The organism is Sphingobium sp. 15-1, assembly GCF_013375535.1.
Taxonomy (GTDB): Bacteria; Pseudomonadota; Alphaproteobacteria; order Sphingomonadales; family Sphingomonadaceae; genus Sphingobium; species Sphingobium aromaticivastans.
Genome location: NZ_JABXJG010000001.1, coordinates 2,081,638 through 2,094,512 on the forward strand (window position 1 = coordinate 2,081,638; position 12,875 = coordinate 2,094,512).

At 65.2% G+C, this 12,875-nt stretch carries 16 protein-coding genes and 1 pseudogene; 10 read left to right on the forward strand and 7 right to left on the reverse strand.

Features of this window, described 5'->3' with window-relative positions:
* Positions 1 to 81 precede the first annotated feature (81 nt).
* Positions 82 to 252: pseudogene (locus HUK72_RS27215) on the forward strand (DUF2155 domain-containing protein); the annotation flags it as partial.
* A 35-nt stretch (positions 253 to 287) separates the two neighbouring features.
* Here HUK72_RS27215 and aat read toward each other — a convergent pair.
* Positions 288 to 1,049: a leucyl/phenylalanyl-tRNA--protein transferase gene (aat, locus tag HUK72_RS09785; protein WP_176596619.1), complete on the reverse strand. Its 762-nt coding sequence runs from the start codon at positions 1,047 to 1,049 to the stop codon at positions 288 to 290.
* 253 nt (positions 1,050 to 1,302) lie between these two features.
* Complete coding sequence (locus tag HUK72_RS09790) at positions 1,303 to 1,857, reverse strand: 2'-5' RNA ligase family protein (RefSeq protein WP_176596620.1); 555 nt, start codon at positions 1,855 to 1,857, stop codon at positions 1,303 to 1,305.
* Positions 1,858 to 1,980: 123 nt separating this feature from the next.
* On the opposite strand from HUK72_RS09790, the gene HUK72_RS09795 reads away from it, so the two are divergent.
* The 4 genes from HUK72_RS09795 (at position 1,981) to HUK72_RS09810 (ending at position 5,196) form a co-directional block, all read left to right on the forward strand.
* Positions 1,981 to 2,418 (forward strand): pyridoxamine 5'-phosphate oxidase family protein, encoded by a 438-nt coding sequence (locus tag HUK72_RS09795; RefSeq protein ID WP_176596621.1) that lies wholly within the window; start codon positions 1,981 to 1,983, stop codon positions 2,416 to 2,418.
* Positions 2,415 to 2,861, forward strand: coding sequence for a DoxX family protein (locus HUK72_RS09800; protein ID WP_255325658.1), 447 nt, complete (start codon positions 2,415 to 2,417; stop codon positions 2,859 to 2,861). The genes HUK72_RS09795 and HUK72_RS09800 overlap by 4 nt, the downstream gene beginning before the upstream one ends.
* Positions 2,862 to 2,965: 104 nt before the next feature.
* Entirely contained in the window at positions 2,966 to 5,014 is a 2,049-nt protein-coding gene (locus tag HUK72_RS09805; RefSeq protein WP_176596622.1) for a carbon starvation CstA family protein, read from the forward strand.
* Positions 5,011 to 5,196, forward strand: a complete 186-nt coding sequence (locus HUK72_RS09810) for a YbdD/YjiX family protein (protein ID WP_176596623.1) — start codon at positions 5,011 to 5,013, stop codon at positions 5,194 to 5,196. Before HUK72_RS09805 ends, HUK72_RS09810 begins: the two co-directional genes overlap by 4 nt.
* Positions 5,197 to 5,404: 208 nt before the next feature.
* Here the strand turns inward: HUK72_RS09810 and HUK72_RS09815 are convergent, their stop codons facing one another.
* A complete protein-coding gene (locus HUK72_RS09815; protein WP_176596624.1) occupies positions 5,405 to 6,322 on the reverse strand; it encodes an XdhC family protein in 918 nt (305 codons plus the stop codon).
* 11 nt (positions 6,323 to 6,333) lie between these two features.
* Complete coding sequence (locus HUK72_RS09820) at positions 6,334 to 7,005, reverse strand: S24 family peptidase (protein WP_176596625.1); 672 nt, start codon at positions 7,003 to 7,005, stop codon at positions 6,334 to 6,336.
* Positions 7,006 to 7,117: 112 nt separating this feature from the next.
* Here HUK72_RS09820 and HUK72_RS27220 point away from each other — a divergent pair, with 112 nt between their 5' ends.
* Both HUK72_RS27220 and HUK72_RS09825 read left to right on the forward strand, forming a co-directional pair.
* Positions 7,118 to 7,303 carry a hypothetical protein gene (locus HUK72_RS27220; RefSeq protein WP_255325799.1) on the forward strand — a complete coding sequence of 62 codons (186 nt, stop codon included), beginning with the start codon at positions 7,118 to 7,120 and terminating at the stop codon, positions 7,301 to 7,303.
* On the forward strand, positions 7,300 to 7,671 hold the full coding sequence (locus HUK72_RS09825; RefSeq protein WP_176596626.1) for a hypothetical protein: 372 nt from the start codon (positions 7,300 to 7,302) through the stop codon (positions 7,669 to 7,671). The genes HUK72_RS27220 and HUK72_RS09825 overlap by 4 nt, the downstream gene beginning before the upstream one ends.
* Before the next feature lie 8 nt (positions 7,672 to 7,679).
* Here HUK72_RS09825 and HUK72_RS09830 read toward each other — a convergent pair whose 3' ends face one another.
* Positions 7,680 to 8,540: a hypothetical protein gene (locus HUK72_RS09830; RefSeq protein WP_176596627.1), complete on the reverse strand. Its 861-nt coding sequence runs from the start codon at positions 8,538 to 8,540 to the stop codon at positions 7,680 to 7,682.
* Between the two features lie 4 nt (positions 8,541 to 8,544).
* Positions 8,545 to 9,771, reverse strand: a complete 1,227-nt coding sequence (locus HUK72_RS09835; protein WP_176596628.1) for a TIGR04063 family PEP-CTERM/XrtA system glycosyltransferase — start codon at positions 9,769 to 9,771, stop codon at positions 8,545 to 8,547.
* Positions 9,772 to 9,950: 179 nt separating this feature from the next.
* Between HUK72_RS09835 and HUK72_RS27225 the strand changes: the two genes are divergently transcribed.
* From HUK72_RS27225 to HUK72_RS09845, 3 genes are read left to right on the forward strand one after another with little or no spacing between them, the layout of a single operon-like run.
* Complete coding sequence (locus tag HUK72_RS27225) at positions 9,951 to 10,079, forward strand: hypothetical protein (RefSeq protein ID WP_255325659.1); 129 nt, start codon at positions 9,951 to 9,953, stop codon at positions 10,077 to 10,079.
* Positions 10,072 to 11,433: a putative O-glycosylation ligase, exosortase A system-associated gene (locus HUK72_RS09840; RefSeq protein ID WP_176596629.1), complete on the forward strand. Its 1,362-nt coding sequence runs from the start codon at positions 10,072 to 10,074 to the stop codon at positions 11,431 to 11,433. The genes HUK72_RS27225 and HUK72_RS09840 overlap by 8 nt, the downstream gene beginning before the upstream one ends.
* Complete coding sequence (locus HUK72_RS09845; protein ID WP_176596630.1) at positions 11,430 to 12,125, forward strand: hypothetical protein; 696 nt, start codon at positions 11,430 to 11,432, stop codon at positions 12,123 to 12,125. The genes HUK72_RS09840 and HUK72_RS09845 overlap by 4 nt, the downstream gene beginning before the upstream one ends.
* Before the next feature lie 95 nt (positions 12,126 to 12,220).
* Here HUK72_RS09845 and ruvC read toward each other — a convergent pair whose 3' ends face one another.
* Positions 12,221 to 12,712, reverse strand: a complete 492-nt coding sequence (ruvC, locus tag HUK72_RS09850) for a crossover junction endodeoxyribonuclease RuvC (RefSeq protein WP_066555197.1) — start codon at positions 12,710 to 12,712, stop codon at positions 12,221 to 12,223.
* Between the last annotated feature and the right edge of the window lie 163 nt (positions 12,713 to 12,875).

Consider the following 12,875-nt stretch of genomic DNA (forward strand, 5'->3'; position numbering starts at 1 on the left):
CTGTCCGGCACGCCGATGAACGAGCGGGTCGCCGTCATCGGCCTGCTCAACAAGCGCAACGGCATCACAACCGATCTTAAGATGAAGCCCGGCGAAGCGCTGCGCGTGGGCGACGCCATCGTCCGGCTGCAAGCGTGCGAAACCACCGCGCCCTGGGAAAATGTCCAGGAAACCGGCGCCTTCGTGCAACTCGACGTGCGCAGCACCGCCGACAATAAATGGCGCCGCAATTTTTCCGGCTGGCTGTTCAAGGAACGGCCGGACCGCAATGTGGTCCAGCACCCGATCTATGACGTCTGGGTGAGAAGCTGCACGATGTCCTGGCCCGAAACCGGCCCGGACACGGTGAAGCTGGGCGACAAGGGCGATGTGCCGGACGGACCGGCCAAGGCGTCCCCGGCGAGCGGCGAAAATGCCAGTTCCGCCCAGACGCCGGAGCCGCCCGCCAGCACGCCGCGCCCAGCCCCCAGCGCTACGCCGTCCAACGCACCCGCCAACGATTGAAGATAATCGCGCTGGCTGATTTCGACGGCGCCCAATGAACGGAGATGCTCGGTCATGAACTGGCAGTCGAGCAGCGTGAAGCCCCCGAAACGCATCCGCGCCGTCAGCCAGGCCAGCGCCACCTTGGACGCGTCGGTCCGCCGCGACACCATGCTTTCCCCAAAGAAGGCCCGCCCCAGCGCCACGCCATAAAGCCCGCCGACCAGTTCCTCCCCCTCCCACACCTCGACGCTGTGAGCGAAGCCGATCTCGTGCAGATGGCGGTAGGCGCGCTCGATCGGATGGTTGATCCAGGTCGAGGGCCGATCCGGCGCGACCTGCGCGCAGAGCTGGACGATCCCGGCGAAGTCGCGATTGGCGGTCACCCGGAACCGTTCCCGCCGGATCGTCTTGGCCAGCGAATGGGAGATATGGAAGCCATCGAGCGGCATGATCGCCCGCCGCTTCGGCTCAATCCAGTAAACCTCGTCCGCTTCCCGGTCATCCGACATGGGAAACACGCCGATGGCATAGGCCTGCAACAGCACCAACGGATCAATCGTCATCAGACAAAGACTTAGAACGAGATGAGCCGCCGCGCCAGTAGGACTTTCGCGCGTCGGCCTTCTCATTTGGATGGATTGCCGACCTGCTGCTTTCCGCGCAATATATCGTGCTCCTGTGAAGGCAGGAGCCCAGTCCCGCCCTCCGTATATCATTGCATCGTCTGAACTGGGTTCCTGCCTTCGCAGGAACACGCCGCGCCTAATGTCCATTCGCTGACATTGCGCAGGTCACCCCCCGCCGGGATCACGTCCATCAGAACAGATCATATTGCCCGCTACCGTTCAGCCGCCAGGTGGCGAGCGTTTCATGATGGGTGCGGCCGACATGGCTGCATATCAGCATGAACTGATCGGCATGCCAGCCGAAGCCGTCGACCCGCCGCTGTTCGGGACGGCCGTCGCGGTAGAAGAGCGTCTGATGCGGGCTGAAGCTCCAGCCGGGGCGCAACATCACGCCCGCCCCCTTCATGCCCGCCACGATCTGCTTTTGCAGCGCATTCAACAATGGCACCCCATGCGAAGGGCGCAGCGCGGCCGATCGATTGCCGATGCTGAGCTGGTCCAGCCGCAGGTCGAAGGGTTCGGCCATCACCCCCGTTCCAGCGCGCAGCAGCGCCTTGATGACGGCATAGGGATAATCGACATAGTCGCAGGTGATCGCCAGCGTCACATGCTGATGATCCACGGCGATGCGCCGGGCGCCGGCGGCAATGGTTTCAGCGAAATGGTCCGTCTGGCGCGCGATCAGCGGGCTGGGCTTCAAGGCGAAGAACAGGCGGAACAGGGTATGGGCGGAACGGCTTTCCATCGCGTTGCTCCATGCGAATCGGGCATATTTGTTCATGATATGTTCTTTTTGACCGTAAGGCGAATCCTCGGGAGCCTGCCATGATGTGATGCGTTTAGGCGGAAGCGGACAAGGAGAGTGACGATGATGCAGTTGACGCTCGCCAACCTGGCGGAGAAGATGAAGGACATCGATTTCGCGATGTTGTCGACCCATGCGGACGACGGGCAGATCGGCGCGCGGCCGATGAGCAACAACCGGGATGTCGCCTATGGCGGCGACAGCTATTATTTCACCACCGAAGACACGCTGATGGTCAAGGATATTGAGCGCGATCCGCGGGTCGGGCTTTCCTTTCAGGGCCGGACGGGGCTGCTCAAGCAGAAGCCGCTGTTCATCGCCGTGGAGGGCCGCGCCGACCTGATCCGCGACCGCGACGCGTTCGAGGCGCATTGGAACAGCGATCTGCAAGGCTGGTTCGAAGAAGGGCCGGACACGCCGGGGCTGGTGATGATAAAGGTTCACGCGGAGCGCGCCCATGTCTGGGACGGCGAGAATGAGGCGGAACTGGAGCTTGGATGACATTCGGCCGTGCGGCGCCTGAAAGGCGGGGGAGACGGATCGCGCGGATGATGCTGGCGGCGGCCTATGGCGTGGCCGGGGTCGCGCACCTGACCCGGCCCGGCGGCTTCGTCGCGATCACGCCGGATTGGGTGCCCTCTCCCGAGACCGTGGTCGCGCTGACCGGAGCGGCGGAGATTGCGGGGGCGGTCGGGCTGATGATCCCCCCCTTGCGCAAGGCGGCGGGGGTTGGACTGGCGCTCTATGCGTTATGCGTCTGGCCGGCCAATTTCCATCATGCGCTGAGCGACGTTCCGCTGAACGGCGTCCATCTGAGCTGGTGGTATCATGGGCCACGGCTGGCGTTGCAGCCCGTGATCATCTGGTGGGCGCTTTGGGCGAGCGGCGCGGTGGACTGGCCTTTCGGGGCGGGTCGCCCTCATCGAAATCCTCCCCATCCCTAGTCGCGAACGGGCCGGTCGCTGCCTTTCGGACAAGAGACGATTGTCTTTGCAGGCACCGGCCTTACTGTGTCGCGCTTCGGACGAACAGCCAGCCAGAGAGAATGATGACCCGCCATATCCCATGGATTCTGATCGCCATCGTCGGCGCGGTGGCGCTGTCAGTGGTGGCCGTGTCGCGCGGCGAGGCGGTCAATGCGCTCTGGATCGTGGTGGCGGCGGTGAGCAGCTTCCTCGTCGCCTATCGCTATTATGCGCTCTATATTGCGCGGAATGTGATGCGGCTGGACCCGTCGCGGCCCACGCCGGCGATCCGGCGGGCCGATGGGCTGGACTATGTCGCGACCGACCGGACAGTATTGTTCGGGCATCATTTCGCCGCGATCGCCGGGGCCGGGCCCCTGGTGGGACCGGTGCTGGCGGCGCAGATGGGCTATCTGCCGGGCACGCTCTGGATCATCGCGGGCGTGGTGCTGGCGGGCGCGGTGCAGGACTTCATGGTCCTCTTCATCTCCATGCGGCGGGACGGCAAGTCGCTGGGCGAGCTGATCCGCATGGAAATGGGGCAAGTCGCCGGGACCATCGCGCTATTCGGCGCCTTCATGATCATGGTGATCATCCTCGCCGTGCTGGCCTTGATCGTGGTCAAGGCACTGGCGGAAAGCCCCTGGGGCATGTTCACCGTGGCGGCAACGGTGCCATTGGCGATGGCCATGGGCGCCTATACGCGCTGGATCAGGCCGGGGCGGATCGGGGAAGTGTCGTTGCTGGGGCTGGTCGGGCTGCTGGCGGCGATCGTCTATGGGCAGAGCATCGCGCAGTCGCCGGTCTGGGGGCCGGCCTTCACCTTCACGCCGGTTCAGCTTTGCTGGATATTGATCGGCTATGGCGCGGTGGCTTCGGTGCTGCCGGTATGGCTGTTGCTGGCGCCGCGCGATTATCTGTCGACCTTCCTCAAGATCGGGGCGATCGCGGCACTGGCGATTGGCATCGTCATCATGGCGCCGCCGCTCAAGATGCACGCCGTCACCCAGTTCGCGAGCGGCAACGGGCCGGTCTGGGCGGGCGGGCTATTCCCCTTCCTGTTCATCACCATTGCCTGCGGGGCGGTGTCTGGCTTCCATGCCCTCATTTCCAGCGGCACTACGCCCAAGCTGATCGCCAGCGAAGCCCATGCGCCGATCATCGGCTATGGCGCGATGCTGATGGAGGCGTTCGTGGCGATCATGGCGCTGGTGGGCGCATCGATCCTCGATCCGGGCATTTATTTCACCATGAACAGCCCGGCGGCGGTGATCGGCAAGGATGCGGTCAGCGCGGCGGCGGCGGTGACGGCCATGGGTTTCCCGATCTCGCCCGAACTGATCGTCCAGACCGCGAAGGATGTGGGAGAGCATAGCATCATCTCCCGCGCTGGCGGGGCGCCGACGCTGGCGGTGGCGATGGCGGAGATTTTCTCCCATGTCGTGGGCGGCCCGGCGATGAAGGCCTTCTGGTATCATTTCGCGATATTGTTCGAAGCGCTCTTCATCCTGACCGCCGTGGATGCGGGCACGCGGGCCGGGCGCTTCATGTTGCAGGATCTGATCGCGCTGGCGGTGCCGGGGTTCAAGGAGACGAAGAGCATGGCGCCGGGCATCGTCGCCACGGCGCTGACGGTCGCGGCCTGGGGATTTTTTCTGTATCAGGGCGTCACCGATCCGCTCGGCGGGGTGAACACGCTCTGGCCGGTGTTCGGCATTTCCAACCAGATGCTGGCGGCCATCGCGCTGATGCTGGGGACGGCGGTGCTGTTCCGGATGAAGCGGGACAGGTTCGCCTGGGTGACGTTGGCGCCGACGGCGTGGCTGTTGATCTGCACCCTGTCGGCGGGCTGGCTGAAGCTGTTCTCGGCCGACGCGAAGGTGGGTTTCCTGGCGCATGCGGCCAAGTTCGGCGCGGCGGCTGACAGGGGCGAAGTGCTGGCACCCGCCAAGTCGATGGCGGAGATGGAAGCGATCATCTTCAACGACCGGGTCGATGCCGGGTTGGTGGCGATCTTCCTGTTCGTGGTGCTGGCGGTGCTGTTCTTCACGGTGCGGACCTGCCTGGCGGCGCGGAGAGTTGCGGCGCCGACTGCGCGGGAGATTCCGGCACAACTGGTGCCGGCGGAATGAGTGTCTTCCTCCACAGGCTGCGGCAGATGGCGCGGATGATGGTCGGGGTGCCGGATTATGACGCCTATTTGCGGCATATGCGGGAGCATCATCCCGAACGGCCGCCCATGGATCGGACCGCCTTTTTCCGGGAGCGGCAGGAGGCGCGCTATGGGGGCAAGAATGGGGGGAAGTGCTGCTAGAGTCTATGTAGAGACTATGCTGGTTGATTGAAGCGCAACCTGCTCCTGCATAGGCTGGAGTCCATTCGCGCCGTCTGAACTGGGTTCCTGCCTGCTCAGGAACATGGTTGAACTTAACAGGCCATAATCCGGGGAAGCGTTGCGCCATTTCCCCTCCACCATTTGCTTTGCAAACGGTCCCCCTCCCCATCCCTGATGGGGAGGATTTTTAGTGCTTGGCGTTGAAGCCAGCGATCATGCCCGCCGCGATGGAAAGGGCGATTTCGGCGGCACCCACTGCACCTATGTCGAGGCCGGCCGGGCCGTCTATGCGCGCCAAATCGTCCGCCGAGAAGCCCATGGCAGTCAGCCGCTCCAACCGCGCCGCGTGGCTTTTGCGCGATCCCAGCGCGGCGATATAGCCGGTGGGCGCGCGCAGGGCGACCGCCAGCGCGGGATCGTCGATCTTGATGTCATGGCTGAGCGTCACCACCGCCGTCGATTCGCCGGGAAAGCGGGCAACGACCGCTTCGTCAGGCCAGCGATCGTCCAGTTCGACGCCAGGGAAGCGCTCCTCCGTCAAGAAGCGGCCACGCGGGTCGATGATGACCGGGGTGACGCCGATCGCCTGCGCCAGCGCGCTCAGCGACTGGGCGATCTGCACCGCGCCGACGATCAGCACCCGGCGCGGCGGATCGTAGCGGTTGTGGAACTGTCCCTCGATCGCGCCTTCCCACGTCTCTCCCGTTTCCAGGTCGGTGGACAGGATGAGCGCCCTGCCTTTCCCGCTTTCCGCCGCGATCCGCTCGAACAGCGCCGGATCGAAGCCCTCGGGGCCGACCGGCTGGACCAGCACGCTGATTTCCCCGCCGCAGGGCAGGCCGACCGCCCAGGCGTCGCCATCGGCCACACCATATATCTCCAGATGCGCCGGACGCCCGGCGATCACTTCGGCGGCGCGCTGGAGCACGTCGGTTTCGACGCATCCGCCCGATATGCTGCCCTCGAAGCGGCCATCCTCATGCACGATCATATGGCTGCCGCGCGGCCGGGGCGCCGAGCCCCAGGTCGACACGACCGTCGCCAGCGCCAGCCGCGCGCCGCGCCATTCCATGGCCTTGCGGATGATCGCGCCATTGTCGTTCAAAATAGTACCTCCTAAACCAGCCGTCGTCCGGTCCATACCACTCGTCCGACGATCACGACCAGTGCCGGATCGATGTCGATCCAGTCAGGATAATGGGGATTGTCGCTGAGCACCGAAAACAGTCCCCGGCGCGGCCCCATCGCGACCCGCTTCACCATCAGCACGCCGTCGAGCCGCAGCACATAGACGCCATCGCGCAGCCGCGCCGCGTCATCGTCATGATCGACCATGATCTCATCGCCGTCGCTCAGCGTCGGCGCCATGGATTCGCCGTCGACGCGGATGATCGATATTTTTTGCGGCCGCACGCCCAGATGGCGCAGCCAGTTGGCGTCGAACGCCATCACGCCCGTTGTCCGCTCATCCTCGTCCAGCGATCCCGGTCCGGCCGATGCGCCCAGGGACAGGCGCGGCACGGTGACGACGGAGGGCAAGGATCGCCCCTTGGCCGGCGCGGTTCCGCGCGCGGCCGATCCGCCCAGCATATCCTCCGCCACGCCGAAATAGCGGGCCAGGATTCGCCGGTCCTCCTCGTCCAGCTTGCGGGGCGTGCCGCGCTTGATGAACTGCTGGATGTAGGCGGGATTGCGGTTGAGCAGGCGCGAGAGATCGGAATAGCTGTCCCCCCGCTCGGCAATCAGCCGCTCCAGCACGATGCGTGGATCTTCTCCGTTACCGACCATATTTCATCCATAATGATAGGAATTTTCCTAGACAAGTAGGAAATAGGGTAACAAGAAAATGACCTATGGATTCGCAGGGGGCGAATCGAATCGACAGAGGAGAAGCAGGACGATGCTGTTGCGTGCCGTCGAAAAATTTCTGCGGGAAAATGGCGTTCCGGCGACCCGATTCGGCCGAGAGAGCGTCCGCGATCCACGGCTGGTCTTCGATCTGCGCAAGGGGCGCGAACCGGGCGACAGAATGAGGAGACGGGTAGAACATTTCATGAACACATATCGCAGGAGCGCCAGCGAATGACAAGCATCGACATGAACGCCTCCAAGGGAAATCTGGTCCGAAATGGGGAGTCAGCGGCGAAAGCACGCGATCCCCTGCCCCGGCTATTGGCGCAATTGCTGGAGCGGGCGGGGGCGCCCGTCACGGTGGATCGCGCCGCCAGCCGCCCATGGGCCAGCGCGCTGTTTCAGGGGCGGCGCCATGTCGTCGCGCTGACCCTCGCCGGGCCCGATGCGGCGGAACGGCGCGCAGCCTTTGTCGAAGGGATAGAGGAAGCGGAATGGAACCTGACAGGTCATTTCGTCGCTGACATCAGCGTCGACGGCAATCGTCCGGCGCCGGGCGGCGAATGGATCGAGCTGTCGGCGCTGACCATCGAGGATTGGTGAGCGCTGACTTAGCGGGCGCGACCCGCCATGCTGCGCAAAGTCCCCAAAGCGGCGCGCAGGGCTTCGTCGACGCCCTGCTCGACATGCTCGCGCACCGGCACGGCGGCCTCGACCGGCATGTCGGCCAACACGGAGACAGGCCGGCCCATCCGTTTGCGCTGGGCAAGGCCCTGTTCCAGCCTTTGGGTCAATTCCGCCAGCGAAAGATGCGCGATGGGAGCGGGAGCGGGTGCGCTCTGGGGCTGGGCGGGCTCCGCAATCTCCTCAAAATCGGCGTCGACGGTTTCCGGCGAAAAGGCGCGCTGGAGGCGGGCGAAGGCTGTTTCCTCCGTCATCTCCTCCGGCATGCTCGGGATGGAGAGGCCGGCGGCGGGCGTGGTGGCGGGCGCTTCGGCCGTGACCTCCGCCTCGACCTCATCGCGGCCCGGCGCGGTGCGGGCGAAAATGTCCAGCCCGCCAAAGTCGCGGCTGGCGAAGATCGGCGGGCGGGCGGGCGCGTCGGGATGGGCGTCGGCGCGGCGCAGCGCCGGACCCGACCTGTTCCGGTCACGCGACAGCCAGTTCAGCTTCGACAATGCAAAACCCATTTCGCTCACTCCTGCGGCGCCGTTCCCGCGCCCTTCCTTGTCATGCGTCAGCAGAGCGACGCGCTTTTCCCTTTGTCCCATCCCGATCAGGCCCAGCGCCATCGCCGCGCCGAACCCGGCCAGCAGCAGCCGCGCCTTCAGCCCCAGCGGCGGCGCTGCGGCGGGGACGGCTTCGCTGACGCCGCTCGACGCGACCACCGTCTCGACCAGCCCGACCGGCAGCGAGCAGAGGAGCAGCCCGGCCCCCAGCGCGCCCAACAGCGCCTTTGCCAGCCTGCCCATTTTCTCAGGCCGCCGCCCGCACCCGCTGAGGGCGGGTCAGCAATTGCCGATAGACGGGTTCGTAGCGAAGAATGTTTGACGACCAGTTACGCTCGCGCTCCACGAAGGCGCGGGCCGCTGTCCGCCGCTGATCCCAGAAGCCGCGATCCGCGAACATCTCCGCCAGCGCGGCGGCGATGGCGGGCGGATCGTCGGGCGCGAACAACGTGCCGGTGACGCCATGTTCGATCAGTTCGCGATGGCCGCCGACGCTGGACGCGGCGACCAGACGGCCCTGCGCCATGGCTTCCAGCGGCTTCAGCGGCGTCACCAGATCGGTCAGCCGCATCGCCTTGCGCGGATAGGCGAGGATGTCGACCTGCGCATAATAATCCTCGACCTGATCGTGCGGCACGCGGCCGACAAAGACGATATGGTCGGCAAAGGGCGAGGCCATGGCCTGATCGCGCAACGCCTGTTCGCACGGACCGCCGCCGACCAGCAGCAGCTTCGCCTTGGGGCGGGCGCGCACCAGCTTCGGCAGGGCAGCGATCAGGTCGTCCAGTCCCTCATAATCGTAGAAGCTGCCGATGAAGCCGACGACATCGGCGCCTTCCAGACCCAGCTTCGCGGTCAGCGCCGGATCGCGGGGAACGGGCGTGCCGAACTGGTCCATGTCGACGCCATTGGGCGAGACGATGATCTTTTCCTTGTCGATCCCGCGAGCGACCAGATCGCCGCGCAGCCCTTCGCAGATCACCGAGACCGCATCGGCGGCGCGCACCGCATGGGTTTCGAGCTGGCGGGTCAGCCAGTAGCGCGGGCTGCCCTCCGTCCCTGTGCCGTTGCCGACCGCCGCATCCTCCCAGAAGGCGCGGATCTCGTAGATCATGGGGATGTTGTGACGCTTAGCCACCTTTTGCGCGGCGATGGCGTTCAGCACCGGCGAATGGGCGTGGATGATGTCCGGCCGCCACTGGCGCACCAACGATTCTATGGCGTCGGCATGGGCGGAAATGTCTCTCCATTCGCGCAGCAGCGGATTGCCGCCGGTCGATTCGCCGGGCGTGCGGTGGAAATGCAGGCCATCGACGATCTCCTCCAAAGGCCCCGGCGCGGCGTGGCGATGGCCCGTGATGCCGCGCACGTCCCAGCCCTTCGCCAGTTGCGCCCGCAGGATCGCGCGGGTGCGGAAGGTGTAGCCGCTATGCATCGGCAGGCTGTGGTCCAGCACATGGAGAATCCGTGTCATGGCCCTGAGTCTTGCCGGAAAAGGTTTAACGGGCCGTCAACTCTGTTGGGTTAGGGGTGGGATGGTTCGGAGCAAAGAGCGCGGTGTTCCTGCGAAGGCAGAAACCCAGTTCCAACGTCTGGACTGGGCTCCTGCCTTCGCAGGAGCACGTTGGAAGTGACGGATAGCCCAAGCGCAGAATGATCGACGCCCTTTCCCTTCTCATCAGCCATGGCGTCATTTTGCTGGCGGCCTGGCGGCTGCTGTCCCGCGCCGATCTCGACCGCGATCTCCCCTCCGACCTGGAAAGGGAGGGCGGCGATGCGTGACCTGTTCTTCGTTGCCTTCCTCGGCGTCTTCTTCTTGGCTGGCCTAAAGCGGCCGTTCCTGCTGATTGCGGTCTATGCCTATATCGACATCGTCTCGCCGCAGCGGCTCTCCTATTTCCTGCTGAACAGCATCCCCATCTCTTTCATCGCCTTCGTGCTGGCGGTCGGCGCATGGGCGCTGGTCGACGACAAGAAGGACTGCCGCTTTTCCGCGCGGCAGGTGATCCTGCTGCTGCTGCTCGCCTGGTGCGGCTATACGACCGCGACGGCGGACTTCCCGATCAACGCGGCGACCAAATGGGGCTGGGTCTGGAAGGCGATGGTGTTCGCCATCTTCCTGCCCGTCACCCTGCGCACGCGGTTGCGGATCGAGGCGCTGGCGCTGTTCATGGTGCTCTGCGCCAGCACGATCATCATCAATGGCGGCATGAAGACGGCGCTGTCGGGCGGCGGCTATGGCGTGCTGAACCTGATGGTCGACAATAATAGCGGCCTCTATGAAGGCAGCATCATCTCGACCGTCGCCATTTCGCTGATTCCGCTGATCCTTTGGCTGGCCCGGCATGGCACCGTCTTTCCGCCCGACTGGCGGGTCAGGCTGTTCGCCTATGCGCTTTGCTTCGCCTGCCTGCTGATGCCGATCGGAACGGAGGCGCGCACGGGGCTGGTGTGCATCGCCGTCCTCGCAGGGCTGATGCTGATGCGGTCGAAGCGGCGCTTCATCTATGGTCCGCTGATGGCGGTCGCGGCGCTAGCGGCGATCCCCTTCCTGCCCGCCAGCTTCACCCAACGCATGTCAACCATCGAGAACCACAGCCAGGACGAAAGCGCCTCGACCCGCCTTGCCGTGTGGAAATGGACGCTCGACTATGTGAAGGAGCATCCGGGCGGCGGCGGCTTCGACAATTATCTGCAGAACAAATTCACCTATGCCATGCAGGAGCGGGTCATAGACGCCGCCGGATCGCGCATGGAAAAGCGCATCGTCACCGATCATGGCCGCGCCTATCACAGCGCTTATTTCGAGATGCTGGGCGAACAGGGCTATTTCGGCTTCTTCCTCTGGGCGCTGCTGCACCTGACTTGCTTCATCCGGACCGAGGCGATCCGGCGCAGATACCGGAACCGGGAGGGCGATGAAGCCTGGGTGTCGCCCTTCGCCCTCGCTCTGCAGCAGGGGCATGTCATCTATATGTTCGGATCGCTGTTCGTGGGCATCGCCTATCAGCCCTTCATCTTCATGATGCTGTCGCTGCAGATCGGCCTCGACACCTATTTGACCCGCAAGCGCAAGTTTGCCGCGCGCCAACCGTTATTCCCCGCAACACCAGTCGCGCAAGGGAGCGCCGCATGAAGGGCGAGTTGAAGATATTGGGGGCAGCCCACGGCCTGCTGCTGGGGCTGGTGCTCGCCGCGCCGCTGATCGCCCCATCGCTGCTGCCCTGGGGCGCGGAGGCCTTGTTCATCATCGCCGCCTTCCAGTTGCGGCTGGCCGACCGGCGTTGGGAAACGCGGGCGGGGTTGCAGGGGTGGATCAGCCATATCCGCATGGCGCCGCTGCGGCTGGCGCCATGGGCCGGGACGGCGATCGTCGCGCTGATCGCGGGGCCGGAACAGGCCCGGCTCGCCACCGCGATCCTGATCGCCATCGCCATGGGCGAATTGCTGATCTATCCGGTCATCGCCAATCTGCTCGGCCGCCTGCCGCGCCTGGGACTGGCGGGGGCGATTCTGTTGCTGCTCATCGGCTGCGGCCTGGCGGAACCGGGACAGGCGGCGCGCTTTGCCATGGCCTTCGCGCTGGGCGTCGGCGGCTGCGTCTTCTGGCTGCGCGGCCCGGATGGCGAGGCGGGCGCGACGCTCGCCGCGCTGGCGGGCGCGGTTGCCGCGCTGATCGCCGCCCTGTCGTGGCCGGCGGCGCAGACCGTGGCCATTCCCGCCGCGCTTCTCTGCCTGACGCTGACGCTTGCTCATTTGTCGGTCATGCGCCGCCATCCGCTGCATTGGCGCCTGCCGAGCGGGATGCGGTTCATACGGTTTCACTAAGCGGCGTTTTCGGAAGACTTTGGCGAGGGCAACCGGCCAGAAACCGATCCGCTCACCGGCCCGGCTGGACTAAGCCGTCCCCTATTCAGGACCGGTCACTTCCTCGGAATACGCCGGGCGCTTGCCAGATGATGCGCATGGGTGATCGCCACCGCCAGGGCATCCGAAGCATCCGGCCCCGCGACTTTCGCGCCGGGAAGAAGGCGGGACACCATGGCGTGGACCTGCTCCTTGGACGCATTGCCGACGCCGACCACGGATTTCTTCACCAATCGGGCGGCATATTCGCCCACCTCCATGCCGGACCGGGACGCCGCCAGCAAAACGACCCCGCGCGCCTGACCAAGCTTCAGTGTCGATTGCGGGTTCACGTTGACGAACACCTCCTCGACCGCCGCGCCATTGGGCTGATGTTCGAGGATCAGGTCGGTCAGGGCCAGGTCCAGCACCAGCAGGCGGGACGCCAGAGCCATCTCGGAATCGGTCTTGATCTGCCCATTGGCGATATGGGTGAGGCGATTGCCGTCAGCCGCGATCAGCCCCCAGCCGGTCGTGCCGAGGCCGGGATCGAGTCCCAGGATGATCATGAAATCTCCCTCGCCCCGTCAGGGGAGAGGAGAGGCTTGCTGCCCGGTCGTATTTTGAGAGGGGCTGTGCAACGATCGAATGTCGCGCTGCCCCCTCTCCCAACTCCGCCTAGGCGGCAGAGCCGCCAAGGCTGCGTAACCCTCTCCCCCATGGGGAGAGGGG

What these genes read in the sequence shown, in the direction of transcription:
- HUK72_RS09800 (WP_255325658.1), top strand. Translation starts at nt 2,415, where the DNA reads ATGACATTCGGCCGTGCGGCGCCTGAAAGGCGGGGGAGACGGATCGCG.
- HUK72_RS27220 (WP_255325799.1), top strand. Translation starts at nt 7,118, where the DNA reads ATGCTGTTGCGTGCCGTCGAAAAATTTCTGCGGGAAAATGGCGTTCCG.
- HUK72_RS09810 (WP_176596623.1), top strand. Translation starts at nt 5,011, where the DNA reads ATGAGTGTCTTCCTCCACAGGCTGCGGCAGATGGCGCGGATGATGGTC.
- HUK72_RS09825 (WP_176596626.1), top strand. Translation starts at nt 7,300, where the DNA reads ATGACAAGCATCGACATGAACGCCTCCAAGGGAAATCTGGTCCGAAAT.
- HUK72_RS09835 (WP_176596628.1), bottom strand. Translation starts at nt 9,771, where the DNA reads ATGACACGGATTCTCCATGTGCTGGACCACAGCCTGCCGATGCATAGC.
- HUK72_RS09805 (WP_176596622.1), top strand. Translation starts at nt 2,966, where the DNA reads ATGACCCGCCATATCCCATGGATTCTGATCGCCATCGTCGGCGCGGTG.
- HUK72_RS27225 (WP_255325659.1), top strand. Translation starts at nt 9,951, where the DNA reads ATGATCGACGCCCTTTCCCTTCTCATCAGCCATGGCGTCATTTTGCTG.
- HUK72_RS09820 (WP_176596625.1), bottom strand. Translation starts at nt 7,005, where the DNA reads ATGGTCGGTAACGGAGAAGATCCACGCATCGTGCTGGAGCGGCTGATT.
- ruvC (WP_066555197.1), bottom strand. Translation starts at nt 12,712, where the DNA reads ATGATCATCCTGGGACTCGATCCCGGCCTCGGCACGACCGGCTGGGGG.
- HUK72_RS09845 (WP_176596630.1), top strand. Translation starts at nt 11,430, where the DNA reads ATGAAGGGCGAGTTGAAGATATTGGGGGCAGCCCACGGCCTGCTGCTG.
- HUK72_RS09790 (WP_176596620.1), bottom strand. Translation starts at nt 1,857, where the DNA reads ATGGAAAGCCGTTCCGCCCATACCCTGTTCCGCCTGTTCTTCGCCTTG.
- HUK72_RS09795 (WP_176596621.1), top strand. Translation starts at nt 1,981, where the DNA reads ATGATGCAGTTGACGCTCGCCAACCTGGCGGAGAAGATGAAGGACATC.
- HUK72_RS09830 (WP_176596627.1), bottom strand. Translation starts at nt 8,540, where the DNA reads ATGGGCAGGCTGGCAAAGGCGCTGTTGGGCGCGCTGGGGGCCGGGCTG.
- HUK72_RS09840 (WP_176596629.1), top strand. Translation starts at nt 10,072, where the DNA reads ATGCGTGACCTGTTCTTCGTTGCCTTCCTCGGCGTCTTCTTCTTGGCT.
- aat (WP_176596619.1), bottom strand. Translation starts at nt 1,049, where the DNA reads ATGACGATTGATCCGTTGGTGCTGTTGCAGGCCTATGCCATCGGCGTG.